Annotated in this window: 15 protein-coding genes; 7 read left to right on the top strand and 8 right to left on the bottom strand. The window is 43.5% G+C overall.

The features are described 5' to 3' along the window. Nucleotides 1–37: 37 nt before the first annotated feature. The 3 genes from bioF to RMY31_RS27425 all read right to left on the bottom strand — a co-directional run bounded on the left by bioF (nt 38) and on the right by RMY31_RS27425 (nt 2,746). A complete protein-coding gene (bioF, locus tag RMY31_RS27435; protein ID WP_322663854.1) occupies nt 38–1,204 on the bottom strand; it encodes an 8-amino-7-oxononanoate synthase in 1,167 nt (388 codons plus the stop codon). A 157-nt stretch (nt 1,205–1,361) separates the two neighbouring features. Then, nucleotides 1,362–2,000, bottom strand: a complete 639-nt coding sequence (gene ruvA / locus RMY31_RS27430; protein WP_322663853.1) for a Holliday junction branch migration protein RuvA — start codon at nt 1,998–2,000, stop codon at nt 1,362–1,364. After that, nucleotides 1,997–2,746 (bottom strand): sucrose-phosphate phosphatase, encoded by a 750-nt coding sequence (locus tag RMY31_RS27425; protein WP_322663851.1) that lies wholly within the window; start codon nt 2,744–2,746, stop codon nt 1,997–1,999. Before RMY31_RS27425 ends, ruvA begins: the two co-directional genes overlap by 4 nt. A 294-nt stretch (nt 2,747–3,040) precedes the next feature. Between RMY31_RS27425 and RMY31_RS27420 the strand changes: the two genes are divergently transcribed. Then, entirely contained in the window at nt 3,041–4,213 is a 1,173-nt protein-coding gene (locus RMY31_RS27420) for a serine/threonine-protein kinase (RefSeq protein WP_322663849.1), read from the top strand. Nucleotides 4,214–4,305: 92 nt separating this feature from the next. Here RMY31_RS27420 and msrA read toward each other — a convergent pair whose 3' ends face one another. Beyond that, nucleotides 4,306–4,974 (bottom strand): peptide-methionine (S)-S-oxide reductase MsrA, encoded by a 669-nt coding sequence (msrA, locus tag RMY31_RS27415; RefSeq protein WP_322663846.1) that lies wholly within the window; start codon nt 4,972–4,974, stop codon nt 4,306–4,308. A 125-nt stretch (nt 4,975–5,099) separates the two neighbouring features. Between msrA and RMY31_RS27410 the strand changes: the two genes are divergently transcribed. Further along, the gene (locus RMY31_RS27410; RefSeq protein WP_322663844.1) at nt 5,100–5,945 is read left to right on the top strand and encodes a class I SAM-dependent methyltransferase; all 846 of its coding nucleotides are present in this window, start codon (nt 5,100–5,102) and stop codon (nt 5,943–5,945) included. A gap of 134 nt (nt 5,946–6,079) precedes the next feature. On the opposite strand, the gene RMY31_RS27405 is transcribed toward RMY31_RS27410, so the two are convergent. Further along, entirely contained in the window at nt 6,080–7,513 is a 1,434-nt protein-coding gene (locus RMY31_RS27405) for a Rieske 2Fe-2S domain-containing protein (protein WP_322663842.1), read from the bottom strand. A gap of 237 nt (nt 7,514–7,750) precedes the next feature. Here RMY31_RS27405 and RMY31_RS27400 point away from each other — a divergent pair, with 237 nt between their 5' ends. The 3 genes from RMY31_RS27400 to RMY31_RS27390 all read left to right on the top strand — a co-directional run bounded on the left by RMY31_RS27400 (nt 7,751) and on the right by RMY31_RS27390 (nt 9,051). Continuing rightward, complete coding sequence (locus RMY31_RS27400; protein ID WP_322663840.1) at nt 7,751–7,993, top strand: hypothetical protein; 243 nt, start codon at nt 7,751–7,753, stop codon at nt 7,991–7,993. Next, nucleotides 7,990–8,793: a phosphate/phosphite/phosphonate ABC transporter substrate-binding protein gene (locus RMY31_RS27395; RefSeq protein WP_322663838.1), complete on the top strand. Its 804-nt coding sequence runs from the start codon at nt 7,990–7,992 to the stop codon at nt 8,791–8,793. The genes RMY31_RS27400 and RMY31_RS27395 overlap by 4 nt, the downstream gene beginning before the upstream one ends. 144 nt (nt 8,794–8,937) lie before the next feature. After that, nucleotides 8,938–9,051 carry a type II toxin-antitoxin system RelE family toxin gene (locus tag RMY31_RS27390; RefSeq protein ID WP_409878597.1) on the top strand — a complete coding sequence of 38 codons (114 nt, stop codon included), beginning with the start codon at nt 8,938–8,940 and terminating at the stop codon, nt 9,049–9,051. Between the two features lie 15 nt (nt 9,052–9,066). On the opposite strand, the gene RMY31_RS27385 is transcribed toward RMY31_RS27390, so the two are convergent. After that, complete coding sequence (locus tag RMY31_RS27385; RefSeq protein WP_322663835.1) at nt 9,067–10,317, bottom strand: tetratricopeptide repeat protein; 1,251 nt, start codon at nt 10,315–10,317, stop codon at nt 9,067–9,069. A gap of 932 nt (nt 10,318–11,249) precedes the next feature. Here RMY31_RS27385 and RMY31_RS27380 point away from each other — a divergent pair. Next, entirely contained in the window at nt 11,250–12,257 is a 1,008-nt protein-coding gene (locus RMY31_RS27380; RefSeq protein ID WP_322663833.1) for an SDR family oxidoreductase, read from the top strand. A 126-nt stretch (nt 12,258–12,383) separates the two neighbouring features. On the opposite strand, the gene RMY31_RS27375 is transcribed toward RMY31_RS27380, so the two are convergent. After that, nucleotides 12,384–12,824 (bottom strand): thermonuclease family protein, encoded by a 441-nt coding sequence (locus tag RMY31_RS27375; RefSeq protein ID WP_322663831.1) that lies wholly within the window; start codon nt 12,822–12,824, stop codon nt 12,384–12,386. A gap of 366 nt (nt 12,825–13,190) precedes the next feature. Between RMY31_RS27375 and bchD the strand changes: the two genes are divergently transcribed. Next, on the top strand, nt 13,191–15,215 hold the full coding sequence (gene bchD / locus RMY31_RS27370) for a magnesium chelatase ATPase subunit D (RefSeq protein WP_322663829.1): 2,025 nt from the start codon (nt 13,191–13,193) through the stop codon (nt 15,213–15,215). A 50-nt stretch (nt 15,216–15,265) separates the two neighbouring features. Here the strand turns inward: bchD and RMY31_RS27365 are convergent, their stop codons facing one another. Further along, nucleotides 15,266–16,051 carry an RNA polymerase sigma factor SigF gene (locus tag RMY31_RS27365; protein ID WP_214430307.1) on the bottom strand — a complete coding sequence of 262 codons (786 nt, stop codon included), beginning with the start codon at nt 16,049–16,051 and terminating at the stop codon, nt 15,266–15,268. Nucleotides 16,052–16,448: the final 397 nt, after the last annotated feature.

The following is a 16,448-nucleotide window of genomic DNA, read 5'->3' as shown; positions in this document are numbered from 1 at the left end:
AGAGAAAGGATAAAGCGCCAAGAATGATTTATAGTTGTTATTTGCTGATGTTGTTCAGTTCTGCTATTAATTTATCGATATGCTTTAGTTCATGAGTTGCCATTAAAGATATTCTTAGCCGACTTGTTGGAACTGTGGGGGGACGAATTGCTGGGGCAAAAATGCCAGCTTGTCTGAGTTGCTTTCCAACTTGCAGCGCCTCGGATGCACTTGGTAATTGAAAACAGACTATGGGTGATTCTGAGGGTAGCAATTTTAGGTTTAGTAGCTGCTGTTGCAGTAACTTTTTCAAGTAATCTACATTCCGCCACAATTGCACACGCCGTTGTGGTTCTTGTTGAACTATATTGATTGCTGCTAACGCCGCCGCTGTATCAGCAGGAGACAGTCCGGTTGTGTAGATCCAAGTGGATGCGCGATTCCGCAAAAATTCAATCAAGGAGGCGCTTCCCGCTACGTAACCGCCTAAACTACCCAAGGCTTTACTCAAAGTGCCAATTTGAATTAACAGCCTCCCCGTACATCCAAAATGTTCGACACATCCAGCACCAGTTTTGCCCAGTATTCCAGTGGCATGAGCTTCATCGACTAGCAGCATACAGCTAAACTCATCAGCCAGATCCAACAGTGTCAATAAAGGACACAAATCGCCATCCATGCTGAAAACGCTATCAGTCAGAATCAAACAGCGTCGGTATTTCTGTCGCTGCTGACTCAACTGAGTTTTTAGTGCTGCAACATCACAGTGGGGATATTCAATAACTGCTGCACCGCTAAGAATCGCCCCATTTTTCAGACTTGAATGGTTGTACTGGTCAGATAAAATTAAATCGCGCTTACCCACTAAGGCGGTAATTGCACCCAAATTTGCTAGATAGCCGGAACTAAATACTACCGCATCTTCTGTTTGCTTTAGAGATGCGATCGCAGTCTCTAACTCCCTATGTAATTCCCGATGTCCGCTTAGTAATCTAGAGCCAGTACTACCAGTACCATATTCTTGAATAGCAGCGATCGCCGCCTTCATCAAGCGCTCATCTCCAGCCAATCCTAGATAGTCATTACTGGCAAAATTAATAACTTCTTGCCCCGCTAGAAGTACAATTGCACCCGGTTGACCGTGGATTGTTTGTACTGAGCGATACCAGTCTGCCCGATGAATAGTTGCCAGAGATTCTTTTATCCAAGCATAAGGGTCAGTCATGGGAGGATCGGATGCAGGGGGGCAGAGGGGCAGGGGGGAAAAATTATAAATAACTAAATCAATAATGGCTGTTGACAACTGACAACTAACTACTGACCATTGTACAGACGCGTAGACGCTCGTAAGAGCGGCTTCTCGTAAGAGTATAATCGCGTCTCTACTGACCAACTTCGCTGCTACTGAGATGAGCGATCGCTTGTTTGATCCAGTCTTCCACATAGGCATCTTTCGGCAATCCGATGTCTTCGCTGACTACATGCAAGGCGTGACTGACTTCATGGGCAGTATATCCCAAGGCAAAGAGAGTCATTTGCACTTCTTCGAGAATTCCGGGTGCTGGCCCGCCTGTAGCGACAAAGAAGCCTGCTGATTTGCGCCACTCGATTAACTTGCTTTTCAATTCTAAACAGATGCGTTCTGCGGTTTTCTTGCCAACACCTGGGGCTTGAATTAAGACTTGGATATTGGCGGCGATAATTGCTTGGACTAAATCTGGTAATTCCAAAGTGTCCAAGAGGGCGATCGCTAAAGCTGCACCAATACCACTAACAGTCAACAATTGGCGAAATAAATCGCGTTCTGCTGGCGAAGCAAAGCCATATAGTAACGGCACTTCGTCACGAATTTGAAAATGGGTAAAAATTTGCGCCACTCCCCCTGAATCTGGCAACTGCTGTGCTAATTTTTGCGGAACTTGCAAATCATACCCCAATCCATTCACTTCTAGAGTCAAAACAACGCGATTACCGCTAATTGTTTGAATACCTGCGACGATTCCTTTGAGATAACTAATCATTCTAAGAAACCAAAATATTTTAATCCTTCCAGAATTCCACCCGCACAAAAATCTTGTGCTAGGTAACGATGGTCAGCGGGATACTCGTTGTGCCACTGGAGTAACTCTTGTCGAGCATTCCCTACTATGATTCCCCTTTCGTTGCCTACAGCAAATAAAGCAATATCATTACCTGAATCACCGCAAACAACAGTCTGTTCTGCTGCAAATTTCCACTTTTGGCGCAGAAATTGCATTGCTTGACCTTTATCGCTGGTAAGGGGTACAATGTCAAGGTCTATTCCGCTACTATAAATTAACTTTACATTTAATTCACATTTTTCCAGCTTGGACTCAAGTTGCGGTAAAATATTAGCCGCTACTTCTTGATGCAGGAAAAAACTGAGTTTAAAGGAACGCTGTTCTGAGTCTGGTTGTGGTGCTAACTCAGGAAAAGACTTAGTTATCGATAATACAAGCTCGCTATCCCACCCCGGAGAGAGAATTTCTGACCAACCGGCATCGGGAGTTTCATGACCATCAAGATAAATTTCTGTCCCCACCGACAGGACGAGAGCATCAGGTTGCAAAAGATTTTTTTCTACTTGGAGTTCTCGGTAAAGAACAGGCGATCGCCCAGTGGCATAAACAATTTTAGTGCCATACTCTTGGCGATGTTGACTCAGCAATTGGTTGAGTTCTGTTAAAGCTTTGTCATTACCGACGAGAGTGTTATCCAGGTCAGTTACAAAAAGAAATGGTTTCATAATTTTAATTACTCCAAGTTAGTAGTTGCTAAAACACCTGAAAATCTCCAAATGGGTCAGATATCACAATATCTGTAAAGTGAATTCTTGACTAAAGAAAGGCAGAGGGCAGAGGGCAGAGGGCAGATGGCAGAAGTTAATTTACCAGATTTTGGCTCTTATATTCTCAATAGTCTGCGAGCTGAGGAGTCATTAGTTCTCCCCTGCTTCCCCTGCTCCCCCAATCCTCTTGATAGTGATTATCCTGGAATAAGTAGGGGAATCACCTTAGCGTAAATTGCCAGCAGGTGTCAGATGCTGCAAGTAGAACAGTTATTACAAGGCCGTTATCAAATCCAGTGCCAACTCGGCAACAATGGAATTCGTCAAACTTGGCTAGCGAAAGATTTACAAGCCTCGAATGCGGAAAAATCAACAGTTGTGGTCAAACTCCTTGCCTTTGGCGGTACTATTCAGTGGGATGACCTTAAACTTTTTGAACGGGAAGCACAGATTCTCAAACAGCTACACCATCCCCGCATTCCTCAGTATCTTGATTATTTTTGTATTGATGACCGCACACTCTGGTTTGGTCTAGTACAAGAATATATTCCTGGTGAGTCACTGAAGGAAAAACTGACTGTTGGCGCAAGGGTGACAGAAAAGCGAGCTAAGAAAATTGCTGTTGAGGTTTTAAAAATTCTCACATATCTGCACGAACTGAATCCGGGCGTATTACACCGGGATATCAAGCCGACTAATTTAATCTGGGGTAAAGATAATCGGATTTATTTGGTAGATTTTGGTGCAGTTCAAGATAAAGCCGCCAAAGAGGGCGTTACTTTTACTATTGTGGGTACTTATGGTTATGCGCCAATGGAACAATTTGGTGGTCGAGCGGTTCCAGCGTCGGATCTTTATGCACTAGGAGCAACTTTGATTCATTTGTTAACCGGCGTTCCCCCTTGTGAATTACCCCAGCAAGATTTGCGGTTGCAATTTGCTGACCGAGTTAACCTCAGTCCTGGTTTTGTCAGATGGTTACACAAGTTGACAGAACCCGCACCAGAGCAACGTTTTGCTAGTGCCCGTCAAGCTCTAGATGGTCTCAAGTCTGGTCTAGTTGTCAAACCTATAAGTAAGACATTTATTAACAATTCTGGTTGCGGTATAAATAATCTTGCAGAACCCGTCCCCGAAGAAATTCTGGGATGGAATTGGGGCGCATTTCTACTGCCTTGGTTGTGGTTGTGGACTAATCAAGTGTGGTATGGGTTGTTTTGTTTTGTACCACAAGTTGGTTGGGTAATGGCGATCGCCCTTGGTGCCAAGGGCAATGAATGGGCTTGGAAAAGCAGACGCTGGCGCAGTATTGAACACTTCAAAACCCATCAAAGAGGCTGGGCGTTGGCAGGTATTCTAATTGGTGCGCCTATTAGTATTATGTTGTGGGTCGGGGCGATCGCTTTGCTCAAAGCTGTGTTGTAAGCAGGCAGAAGGCAGAAGGCAGAAGGCAGAAGGTTATTCTCTTATCCCCACGTCTTCTTCATCTCCCTTTGCTTCCCCTGCTCTCCTACCTCTTACCCATTCATCGGCGATTCAACTACGCCTACAGGACAAGCAACATTTGTCCCGCCTAACCCACAATAACCGTTGGGGTTCTTGGCTAGGTACTGCTGATGGTAGCCTTCTGCGTAGTAAAACTCAGGCGCATCTAAAATTTCTGTTGTGATCTTTCCATAACCTGCGCTATTGAGAGCTTGCTGATAAGCATCTCGTGATGCCTCTGCTTGCTGCTTTTGATTTTCAGAATATACATAAATTCCCGAACGGTACTGTGTGCCAGCGTCATTACCTTGGCGCATCCCTTGGGTGGGGTTGTGGCTTTCCCAGAAAACTTTGAGTAATTCCGAATAACTAATTACTTGGGGATCAAACACGACTAAGACCACTTCATTGTGACCAGTCCGTCCACTACACACCTCTTCATAGGTGGGGTTGGGTGTGAACCCAGCGGCATAACCTACTGCGGTGGTGTAAACTCCTGGAAGTTGCCAGAATTTGCGTTCTGCACCCCAAAAACAGCCCAAGCCAAACAATGCTTTCTCTAATCCGTCGGGATAAGGAGGTTTCAGCGGATTCTTGTTGACATAGTGATGAGCGGGTACTGACATAGACTCAGCCCGTCCTGGTAGAGCTTCTTGAGGAGTGGGCATAACCTGCTTTTTGCCAAATCCAAATAGTACCATTGCTTCTAACTCTGTTCTTTGGTATACATCTTTAATCTATTTAATATTGTAAAGATTCTGGCGATCGCTGGCATTTTCTCAGCAACTTCAGTCTAGACATTTAGCCTTTGTAATCAATAAACAAGATGTCAGATTTATCTGATTTACACAACCTGCTTTCAAATGAGGCATTGAGCCATTATGCCAGTGGAAGAGAGCAAGAGCGGTTATCAAAAGGTACAGGACAGTTGGAATTAGTCCGCACCCAAGAAATTCTCAGCCGTTACTTGCCTCCTCCGCCAGCAGTGATATTTGATATTGGTGGCGGTTCTGGTGTCTATTCTTGTTGGCTGGCCCAGCAGGGCTATGAAGTCCATCTGATTGATGCGGTTCCCTTGCATGTAGAACAAGCCCGCAGCTTTTCTCAAGCGCAACCAAGTTATCCTCTCGCTAGTTTGGCAATTGGAGATGCTCGTCAACTAAATCGAGCGAATAATAGTGTTGATGCTGTGCTTTTACTTGGGCCTTTGTATCACCTAACCGAGCGCACAGAGCGGATAGTTGCTTTGCGTGAAGCTCATCGTATTTTAAAAACGGGAGGTCTTGCCTTCGCTGTGGGAATTTCTCGCTTTGCTTCAACTTTAGATGGATTATTTTCAGGATATCTAGATGACCCAGAGTTTGTAGGCATTGTGCAGCAGGATTTAATTGATGGTCAACACCGCAACCCCAACAACCATCCTGCCTACTTCACAACAGCCTTCTTACATCACCCTGAAGAACTCAAAGCAGAAATTAAAGAAGCTGGTTTACATTTTGAACAAATCTTATCTATTGAAGGCCCTGGCTGGTTACTACAAAACTTCGAGTCAAACTGGAATGAGCAAGGTCGTCGCGATCGCCTGCTAAAAGCCATCCGTTGGCTAGAAACCGAACCCTCTGTATTGGGGATCGGCGCTCACATTATGGCTGTTGCTTGCAAAAGACTTTAACCTGGGAGCTGCTAAGTTTGCTCGTGGTGAAGAATTACCTTTGCCATATCAGAATCCTTGGTAAGGTTTAGATTCCCAAGCAGCCGATAAACACCAATATCTTGCCTTGGCTACTCAAATGCTGCTATGTACTGTTACCGAATTGTCTCAGGAAAATTTCTGGGCGGAACTGAGCGTCCTTGATAAAATCGTCGCTCCAACTTGCCTAAACCAAACCAAATGCTAGCGCCGCTAATAACAGCCAAGATCGCAAAGCTAATGGCGATCGTATCTATCTCATAAATGAGCGTCAGTAAGGGAAGCAGCACCCAAGCTAACGCTGTCACCGCTGCTATTCCCAGCCGCAACCGTTGCAGGTTAATCAGTGCAGTGCTACAACTGGCGCATTTTTTCGTGTGGGAATGATATCTATCTAGTAGAGCTTCCTTCGGCAATGGTGGTGGTAGAGTCTTTCCTAGAAAAGGATCGACACTATATTGGTTCACCCAAGAATGCAACTGGAATACAAACATATCTGCCTTGGTTGGCAAATAAAATGCTTTGGTAAAGTTGGCACTACCACCGCGTTGTTCTAAATACCGTTCTTGATGATGCAGGAAAATCTGGTCATCTTCTAGCACGCTATTTTGCCCGATGTGTGAGTACCAGCGCGGAGTTAGCTTCAGAAACAGTCCTGGTAATTTTGAGTTGAACTTGAAGGGAAAGCGAGCAAATAGCCGACATTCTCCTTTGCGAATAGGAGTAGCGTAGACTACCGTTAATGTTCTACCAAACTGTTTAGAAGTAAGGTCATGCCACATTAGCCCAGGAGCAATAAAGATAGTATCCTGCTTTCCTAGAGTTCCTTTACGGGGGCCTGCTGCCCAACTTCCTTTAAATCCCCACTTTCCTGATTCCACAATCTCCAATTCTACAGTAGAGACGTTAGCCCGATTGCCGACAGTACCATGGTGGGTGTAAGGAATGTGACTGGAATCAAGGACGTTTTCCATCAATGTCAGGGCATCATAAGGTAAGTCTCTAAAAGTATTGAGGCAAATCCAACCGTCTTTTTCTGCATCTAAGATGTCAACAATGGGAACTTTGGTTTTAGCTGCATTCTCTGAAGAACCAGCATAAACAAATAACAGCCCTTGGCGAACTGTGGTAGGTAGTGAAGTCACGCAAGCACGTTGAGAAACTTCTGCCTTTCCCCCCTCCTCTTGTTGAGGAATGCGATCGCATTTTCCTGTTCCCGAAAACGCCCAGCCATGATAAGGACATTCGAGCAATCCGGCTTCGTTTATTCTCCCTTCCGAAAGTGGTGCTAACCGATGTGGGCATCGATCTACAAATGCTCGCCACATCTGTTCTTTGTTGTCCCACCACAGCACAATATCCTGCTCTAGCAAGGTGAAACGAGTTGGCTGCGATTTATCTAAATCCTCAATATAGTGGACAGGATACCAAACCTCGTGCCAATCAAAGCAATCTGGGTCGATGCCACCAGCAGGGATATCTTCTGTGACTTGGGTTTGAGATGTGACTGCAAGAGGAGAATCCTCTGACTTGAGAATGCTGTTGGACATGGTGGGAACAGTCAACAATTATTTTGATTTTTTCTCCAACCAAAATGTAACAAGTTTTTAACGACACTAGCAGGGAAGAGTTGAAAAATCAGCCAATAGTCTCAACCATCTTTGAGTGTTTACCTGCCAAAGATAGCTTTTTAGTTTTGAAACAGCTGTGATGATATGGTGTACAATCTACACTAAGTCTATCAAATTACCGTTCTTTGTTTTCTTGGGTTGAGGAGAAAAATCGAAATGGCATTAGCCCAACACATCAGTATCCAAAACACTGAAAAAGTAAATCATCATTTTTTGTGGAAGATATCACAAACAGGTACAGCTTTGTTAAAGCGGTTGTTGTGGCACACTAAAGGCTATGCAACGGTTTTTGGAATTATGCTGCTGACTTTTGCTAGTCTGAGCTTTTTATATCTCTATTGGTCTGGGAAGAAGTTAACTCAAGTTTTTCAGCATCACACCGTTGTAGAACAAAAATGACTAGATATAAAGGGTTGCGAACTATATCTTACCTAGCTCCCAATTGGTTGGGATTCTATCAAGCGATCGCAGCTTATTTAGGTCGTGTTTTAGGAATAGAAACCCAACTAGAGCAAGGTGAATGCGACCCCTTAGAAGACCCTCTGTTATTTCAAGACCAACTAGACCTAGCTTTTATTTGTGGATTACCACTAATTCGCTATAGTCAAATAGTTTCCAACCAATTGCAGACATTGGTAGCCCCTGTATTACAATCATCTCGGTATGGTAATTGCCCTATTTATTATGCAGATGTAATTGTCAATGCAGATAGTAATATTAAAAAATTTGCAGATTTATTAGGGAAAACATTTTGCTATAACGACCCTGGTTCTAACAGTGGTTATAATTTACTGTGCCACCGCTTAATTCAGGAACAATACCCTCATAATTTTTTTGGGAAAACGATAAAATCAGGCTTTCATCAGCGTTCAATTCGCTGGGTAGTTGAGGGATTAGCAGATTGTGCAGCAATTGACAGTGTGGTATTGGAACAGGAATTAAACGATTTTCCCGAATTATCAAAGCATTTGCGTGTGGTGGAAGTTTTGGGGCCTTCTCCTATGCCACCATTGGTAGTTGCACAGCGTTTAGGCATATCTTTAATTCAACAAATGCAGTTAGCTCTACTCCAACCAGATGCAGAATTGCAAAGAGTTATGGAAAAGTTTGGAGTCAGGCGTTTTGCAGCAGTAAAATTAGAAAATTATCAGATACTAAACAAGATTTACCACGATCGCTCTTTTGTAAACTTATCTTGATACAGAATCTAGTATATTTTTCGGTTTTAATGGGATTACATCGCAGAAAATACCTGCCTAATTGCGATCGCAAACATTATCTGTGCAACCTGAAATCAGCAAGCAGATATAGAGATAAATATTAAGTGGCTTACAGGCGATTTGGTGGGACTTTTTCGTTATCGAATTGGTGATTGGCGAGTCGTTGATCGAGTGGATGATACAGAGAAAATTATTACTATTCTTTTGATAGCCAATCGTAGTAATGTGTATAAATAAAAGATCGTATTCAAATTAGGCAGTCATGCCATAAATATGATTCTGTTTTTGTGCCAACAACACTGCATCTTGATAAACTTGCCCAAATAAGACGCGCTGTGCATGACTACCACCCACTTCATGCAAGCGTGACAAAACAGGTTTGAGTTCCGCAACAGTTGTGTTGAAATCACCTTTGGCATGAGCTACCATTCCTCTGGCTGCGGGAATTGCTACCTCCAACCAACTCCGTCGCAGAAAAGGATTGATACTTAAGGCATGATATTGCATACTCTGAAGCATCTCGTTTACCCACTCATGCAGTCTAGCTTTGGCAAGAGCATAGACATAATGCAAATCCTGGAATGGTAAAGCGTGTTCATCAATACGACTGTAAAGATAAGGACTGATGCCTTGCCAACGGTTCCCCACATCTACCCCGCGTAATTCCAGCCGCAATAATAGTGAAATTGCTCCTACTTGGTCTTTGGGAGATTGTTTATTGGCACGTTCCCAAATGTGAGTATCGTAGAGTGAAAGAACTTTCTGATAGTTTCCCAGTTCTAGATAATACAGTGCAATGTGCCACCAGTTATGTGTGTAGAGCATAGAGTTGCAGTTTTCCCAGGTATCTGCAAAACTCTCCATCCAAGCTATGCCTTCATCGACTCTTCCTTGAGTTTCCATGACATGAGCGATCGCATGATGCGCCCAAGGATCGTATCTATTGAGTGCGATCGCAATACGAGCCATCTTTTCTGCTGCTTTAAGTTGGTGACATTGTTCTAAACCAAATGCCACCATGCCGTATAAATAATGTTGTTCTGAGTTGCTAGATAAAACTTTTTGGGCAATTTCTAGTAATTTTTCTTGATTGCCTGTATAAAAATAGTGATACTGTCCTTGCTGAACGGAAATTAAATCGTGGGGAAATTGGTTAGTAATTTCTTCATGAAACGCGATCGCTACATCAATCTCTTTATTTGCCCAAGCTAAAATTGCCTGCACATATAACTGTTCTCTGTTAGTAATCTTTGCTAAATACTGTTGTGCTGCTTGCAGATATGGTTGTGCTTGCTGCCAAGCTTTGCTACTTTCTTGGGTCAGATAATAAGCACCCGCATAAGCATGAGCTAATGCACAAGTTGGATCTGCCGTAATTGCTTGCAATATTACTGTTTCTGCATCTTTGCCATAACCGAGCGATCGCTCGATGAAATGGTTAATGGCAGCGATCGCTTTGGCTGAATCTGTTGTAACTACTAGTCCTTGAGTATCTTTGAGCATGATTGATTCCTTATACCAAGATTTTAATATACTGTAAAACTATCGGAATAGTGTACTTTCAGCTTTGAGTATGTCACACTTGTTGAGAAACCGCAAGCACAAACTACTAAGTAGTTGACAAGGAATAAGGGAATGGGGATTAGTATTTTTATCGTTCCATCACTCTAGGCAGAGGGGAGGTGTTTTTGTTGCTCATCTGCATAGATTCGGGAATTATAACTAATTAGCCGCACTTGATATGACTTGTCACTCAGCCATGCCAGTTGCTACCCTGCGGGAAAGCGTTCCGCCTACAACGAGGGAAAAGCAGAGCCTTGATGCTCGTCAGCGTAGCGTCTCCCATCCTTAGTGGTGGACTGACTGCAATGCAGTATCCTCTCATACTTAATATGTTGTTTATCAATAGTCTTACAGAGTAATATTTTTATAATATTTATAATTCTATAGGTTGATTTATTTACTAAATATTTGTTTCTATAATTGTTAGAAATCAAATAGCACTTTTAATCAATTTATATTTTGGAAATCAAAAAAGTATTCATCTTCAAAGTGAAATTAAGTGGCGATTTTAGATATTAGTAATAGGTTTTCTGGTTCATGACCTGCTTGTTGTGGTCGAGGTCAATTCAAAATCAAAAATTGCTTGATTTTTGTATGTCTTTGGCAATTTCTGGAACGCATATGGGCAATTATTACCTTGTCAAATAGCTTTCAAGACTACGGCTATCGATGAGTTAGCGATCGCTAGCAGTAAAACGCCTTTAGGTGCAAAGCAAGGGGTTTAGTTTTGAGGGTGTTGCTCTTTAGCTCATCCCTCCCTTCCCTAGAGCTTACCAGAACAAGAGCGATTGGGTTCCTGGCTTTTTGGAAGCAGGTTTATCTACGATTATGTTCCCAACTGTATTTGATTCAGACTCAAAGGAGTACTATCTATGGAACTGAAGCCAATTAATCAGCAAGTCGTTTCAGTCGTTGGGGCTGCTAGCGGCATCGGACGTGAAGCAGCGCTCAAGTTTGCTAGATGCGGAGCCAAGGTGGTTGTCTCGGCTCGCAGTCAGTCAGGATTAGAATCTTTAGTTAAAGAAATTCGTGACTTTGGCGGTGAGGCAACTTTTGTTGTTGCTGATGTGAGTGTATTCGAGCAAGTTAAAGCGCTCGCTGATAAAACTGTTGAGGTTTATGGTCGATTGGATACATGGGTACATGTCCCTGCTGTTGGTATTTTTGCCACTTTCGACCGCACAAAACCAGAAGAGTTTAAGCGTGTCATTGATGTCAACCTTATGGGACAGGTATATGGTGCAATGGCGGCATTACCCCATCTCAAGCATGAGGGGCGAGGGGCATTGATCCATGTATCTTCAATGGAAGGTAGGCGATCGCTTCCATACCAGAGTGCTTATTCTTCATCTAAGCACGGAGTGGAGGGCTTTATTGAAGCTATGCGCTTGGAACTGCTACACGAAAAATGGCCCATCAGTGTGACAAGTATCAAGCCAGCAGTCATCAACACACCTTTTTGGAATAATGGCCTTACAAGGTTAGGTGTCAAGCCATCAGGTATACCACCTTACTACGATCCCAGGCTGGTAGCTGATGCCATCATCTATGCAGCCGAACACCCGACTCGTGATTATTTAGTTGGGGATATAGCTAAGTTATTAGATTTACTACAGCGAATATCGCCATCTTTAGTAGATTCGCTGTTATTACTCGTGGGGTTTCAGTTGCAGCACAGTAACGAGCCGAAGTCCGAGGAACCGAATAATCTTTACCAACCAGTTCCAGAACACGACAGAGTGGACGGAGATTATAAAAATTTAGTGATACCAAGCATTTCCGATGTGCTGGATAAAAATCCTTTGCTTCAGTGGGGGGCGATCGCTACCGGGGCTGCATTAGCGTTGCTTACAGCACAAGCATTTAAACAGAAGGGGTAGTAACTTCCCGTAAATTCGTAATTCCCATACCGCAGGCGTTTCAATTTCACCTATCACTTTTTCTAATTTTGCGATCGCACTGCGGTAATTACTTTAACTGACAGATCTATATAGAACCTGTATCTATTATCTGGGAACCTTCTTAGTAATAGCAGGATTTAATTGCTGCCATAATCCTAGCCGTTTATTTTCAGCATTGGCTTGTGCTATTAAAAATTGCGTTTTAGTTTCATCACAGATATTTAGAGATTCGCGATCGACTACAGCATAACCTTCTTCAACCAAACGGAGATTGACCGAGCGATTATCCACATACACTTCACCAAATGTGCGGTCAAGTTCATCTCCTCCTACAGTCCTGATGACTACAGGAGTTCGGGGTGGTAGCATTTTTTCGAGTTTCTGTTTGGCCGCTAAATGATACTGCTGTTGAGATGTCTCAGGTATATCAATACAGGCTAGTCTAACTGTACCAGTGTGCCCTGTATTATCTTTAACCCGAATCGTCTTACCATCTACTACACCAGTAACAGTAGCTAGTATTAAAATTAGCTCGAGTAAAGCCATAAATTTGAAGTATTATTTTATGCCTACATTTGAGTTTATTTCAGTAATTGTGTGGCTACTGTGATTTCACTCACAAGTTTTTGCAGGCTCTTGGGGACAAGAATTAAAAGTTAGACGTAAGACAGAAAAGAAAACGGCAATGTCAATAGAGAATCAGACCATAAGTATCAAAGCATTACTTTATTTTAAACAATAGATTATTAATAAATTAAGTTTATTGAAAATCTACTTAGTATCAAAAAGTGGGGACGCGATATCTGCGACGGGCTACGCCTACGCACAACCATTGCCCCTTTCCCATAACACTTATTCTAAAGTTGCGAGAAATTGATATGCTAAAAGCCGAGACTAGCTATTTTGCAAACAATGCCTGCGCCTATCATCAACCCCACGATCGCTGCCTTTCCCTTAACAGCCGTAGTCGGTCAAGAAGCAATTAAATTAGCCTTGCTATTAGCATCTGTCGATCCTGGTTTGGGAGGAGTTGCGATCGCAGGTCGCCGCGGTACGGCAAAATCTGTGATGGCTCGTGCTATCCACGCCCTCATACCACCCATTGAAGTGGTAAAAGGCTCGATTAGCAACTGCGATCCCAGCCATCCGGAAGAATGGGATGATGTACTTTTGGCAGAGTACGCGGATAAAGACATTCAAGATGTGCCCACCGACATCATTCCTGCGCCCTTTGTGCAAATTCCTTTGGGTGTGACAGAAGACCGACTTCTGGGTTCTGTGGATGTAGAACAGTCGGTAAAGCAAGGAGACACGATTTTCCAGCCTGGGTTACTTGCTACAGCAAACCGAGGCGTTCTGTATGTGGATGAAATTAATTTATTAGACGACCAAATATCAAATCAACTATTAACAGTATTATCTGAAGGACGCAACCAGATTGAGCGCGAGGGGATTAGTTTTCAGCATCCCTGTAAACCGCTGTTTATTGCCACCTATAACCCAGAAGAAGGAGCGCTACGGGAGCATTTACTAGATAGAATTGCGATCGCACTTTCTGCTGACGGTGTACTCGGCTTAGATCAAAGAGTAGCAGCAGTAGAGCAAGCGATCGCCTACTCTAAATCTCCCCAAGAGTTTCTCCAGCAGTACCACGAAGATTTAGATGCGCTCAAAACTCAAATTATTCTGGCACGGGAGTGGCTCAAAGAAGTAATCATCACCCATGACCAAATTGCCTATTTGGTAAATGAGGCAATTCGTGGCGGAGTCCAAGGACATCGCGCTGAATTATTTGCCGTGCGAGTTGCCAAGGCGGCTGCGGCTTTGGAGGGACGAACAACAGTCAATGCTGAAGATTTGCGCCGCGCTGTGGAATTGGTGATTGTCCCACGAGCAACAATCGTGCAGACACCGCCACCCGAACAACCGCCACCACCGCCACCACCCCCCCCACCTGAAAATCAAGATGAGCCAGAACAAGAACAAGAGGAACAGGAGGAAGAACAAGAGGAACAAGAACAGCAAGAACCACCCAGCATCCCCGAAGAATTCATCTTTGATCCGGAAGGAGTGATCCTTGATGATAGTGTGCTTTATTTTGCTCAGATGGCGAAACGGCAGGGTAAATCTGGCAGTCGTAGTGTCATCTTTTCTGAAGACCGAGGACGCTACATTAAGCCAATGCTGCCAAAAGGTAAGGTGCGCCGTATTGCCGTAGATGCCACCCTCAGAGCCGCTGCACCGTATCAAAAAGCACGGCGGCAGAGACATCCAGGTAGAAAAGTAATTGTTGAGCAGGGTGATATCCGCTCGAAACGTTTGGTACGCAAAGCCGGGGCGTTGGTGGTGTTTGTGGTAGATGCTTCTGGCTCAATGGCCCTCAACCGGATGCAGTCAGCTAAAGGTGCGGTAATGCAACTTTTGACCGAAGCTTATCAAAACCGCGACCAAGTAGCCTTGATTCCCTTCCGAGGAGAACAGGCGGAAGTATTATTGCCGCCAACGCGTTCTATTGCCTTGGCACGCAACCGCCTGGAAAGATTGCCCTGTGGTGGAGGTTCGCCGCTAGCACATGGTTTAACGCAAGCTGTACGCGTCGGTCTAAATGCCCAAATGAGTGGAGATATTGGGCAAGTTGTGATTGTAGCGATAACCGATGGGCGGGGTAATATTCCTCTAGCGCGTTCTTTAGGTGAACAGCTAGAACCAGGAGAAAAACCAGATATCAAAGCGGAATTGCTAGAAATTGCCGCTAGATTACGAGCTTTGGGAATGCAACTATTGGTGATTGACACAGAAAGTAAATTTGTTTCCACTGGTTTTGCTAAGGAATTATCGCAAACAGCAGGAGGCAAGTATTATCATTTGCCAAAAGCGTCCGATAAAACCATTGCTGCCATGACCAGAGGTGCGATCGCCGATCTAAAATCTCGGTAGTTAGTCAATAGGCATTTGTCATTTGCAGTTGCTTTGCCACTAACCACTGTCTACGATCCTGTAGGCATCACCTGTGGTTGCAAATAACCCATCAAATCCTGAATTCCCTTTTGCAGATACCGCGTTACTGTCATGGGACTGGTGCCAATATTCTTAGCAGCATCCTTGCGAGAAAGTTCTTTCAAAAAGACCATCTCAACTGCCATGCGGGGCTTTTCTTCTAACAAACTGATAGCGCCTTGGAGTTGTTGGCGTTCTTCTTCTTGTATCTGGAGAGCGGTGGAACGAGGACAAGGAAGTGCTTCGCCTAAAGTTATTTGGCAATCAACATAGTGAACTGCGGTAGCATCCAAACTTAGAGGCATCCGGTTTTGAGCCGCTAACTTAGTTTCTTGCCATTCTTGCAGAGATACACGAAGTATGTTGGCAATTTCTGAATCTTTAGGAGTGCGACCCAAAGTCATTGCTAATTCTTTGCGAATTCTTTGTCCTTCATTGTACAGTTCTTGCCAGCGACGAGGAATTTTTAATAGAGTACTGCGATCGCGTAGAAAATGCAGCATCTCACCGCGAATATATGGCACAGCAAAAGAACTAAAAGCATATCCTTGGCTGGGATCGAAGCGCTCAATTGCCCTAATTAAACCAAAATAACCGATTTGTTCTAAATCTTCATAAGGTTCATTACATTGATGGCTAAATTTATGAGCCATCTTGCGGACTAATCCGGTATGTAACTGTACAAGTTTATTACGAAGTTTAATAGAGGGATTTTGGTGGTATAAATGCAATAACTCTATACCATCAGCCCGTACAGATGACTCAGTTGTTGCCATATAAATTCCTTTTTTGTAACTCCTTTTTCTAAAAAAATGGAGTTGCGTATATTGCCTTCAAAGCTGTCATTATTTTCCTTAGTCATAGATGATTAAGCCATCGTCGTTTCACTGAACTTACGGGAGTACCCATTCTGCCGTTCAGTATTTACACGCATGATTTCGCTTATTTATCTGTTGCAAGTTATTTTGATTTTGCAACTCTCAATTGAGCGCTAAATAATGTTGATTTTTTGCAACAAAAGCTAGCTATTTATGCTGAAAAATGTATGACCTACTCAATAGCAATCCACCATACTGAGTGCAATGCAGACCGATACTGTATTAATACTTAAAGAAACTGAGCAATCTTATTTCTTAGTGAGGGATATTCCCAGACATTAAACGAGTTAAGGGG

It is taken from the genome of Dendronalium sp. ChiSLP03b (assembly GCF_034531165.2).
GTDB classification, from domain to species: domain Bacteria; phylum Cyanobacteriota; class Cyanobacteriia; order Cyanobacteriales; family Nostocaceae; genus Dendronalium; species Dendronalium minutum.
Note: the sequence above shows the minus strand (reverse complement) of the source record. Positions and strands in the feature narration are given on the sequence as shown.

What these genes read in the sequence shown, in the direction of transcription:
- RMY31_RS27365 (WP_214430307.1), bottom strand. Translation starts at nt 16,051, where the DNA reads ATGGCAACAACTGAGTCATCTGTACGGGCTGATGGTATAGAGTTATTG.
- RMY31_RS27400 (WP_322663840.1), top strand. Translation starts at nt 7,751, where the DNA reads ATGGCATTAGCCCAACACATCAGTATCCAAAACACTGAAAAAGTAAAT.
- bioF (WP_322663854.1), bottom strand. Translation starts at nt 1,204, where the DNA reads ATGACTGACCCTTATGCTTGGATAAAAGAATCTCTGGCAACTATTCAT.
- RMY31_RS27405 (WP_322663842.1), bottom strand. Translation starts at nt 7,513, where the DNA reads ATGTCCAACAGCATTCTCAAGTCAGAGGATTCTCCTCTTGCAGTCACA.
- RMY31_RS27410 (WP_322663844.1), top strand. Translation starts at nt 5,100, where the DNA reads ATGTCAGATTTATCTGATTTACACAACCTGCTTTCAAATGAGGCATTG.
- RMY31_RS27385 (WP_322663835.1), bottom strand. Translation starts at nt 10,317, where the DNA reads ATGCTCAAAGATACTCAAGGACTAGTAGTTACAACAGATTCAGCCAAA.
- RMY31_RS27380 (WP_322663833.1), top strand. Translation starts at nt 11,250, where the DNA reads ATGGAACTGAAGCCAATTAATCAGCAAGTCGTTTCAGTCGTTGGGGCT.
- RMY31_RS27420 (WP_322663849.1), top strand. Translation starts at nt 3,041, where the DNA reads ATGCTGCAAGTAGAACAGTTATTACAAGGCCGTTATCAAATCCAGTGC.
- bchD (WP_322663829.1), top strand. Translation starts at nt 13,191, where the DNA reads ATGCCTGCGCCTATCATCAACCCCACGATCGCTGCCTTTCCCTTAACA.
- msrA (WP_322663846.1), bottom strand. Translation starts at nt 4,974, where the DNA reads ATGGTACTATTTGGATTTGGCAAAAAGCAGGTTATGCCCACTCCTCAA.
- RMY31_RS27375 (WP_322663831.1), bottom strand. Translation starts at nt 12,824, where the DNA reads ATGGCTTTACTCGAGCTAATTTTAATACTAGCTACTGTTACTGGTGTA.
- ruvA (WP_322663853.1), bottom strand. Translation starts at nt 2,000, where the DNA reads ATGATTAGTTATCTCAAAGGAATCGTCGCAGGTATTCAAACAATTAGC.
- RMY31_RS27425 (WP_322663851.1), bottom strand. Translation starts at nt 2,746, where the DNA reads ATGAAACCATTTCTTTTTGTAACTGACCTGGATAACACTCTCGTCGGT.
- RMY31_RS27395 (WP_322663838.1), top strand. Translation starts at nt 7,990, where the DNA reads ATGACTAGATATAAAGGGTTGCGAACTATATCTTACCTAGCTCCCAAT.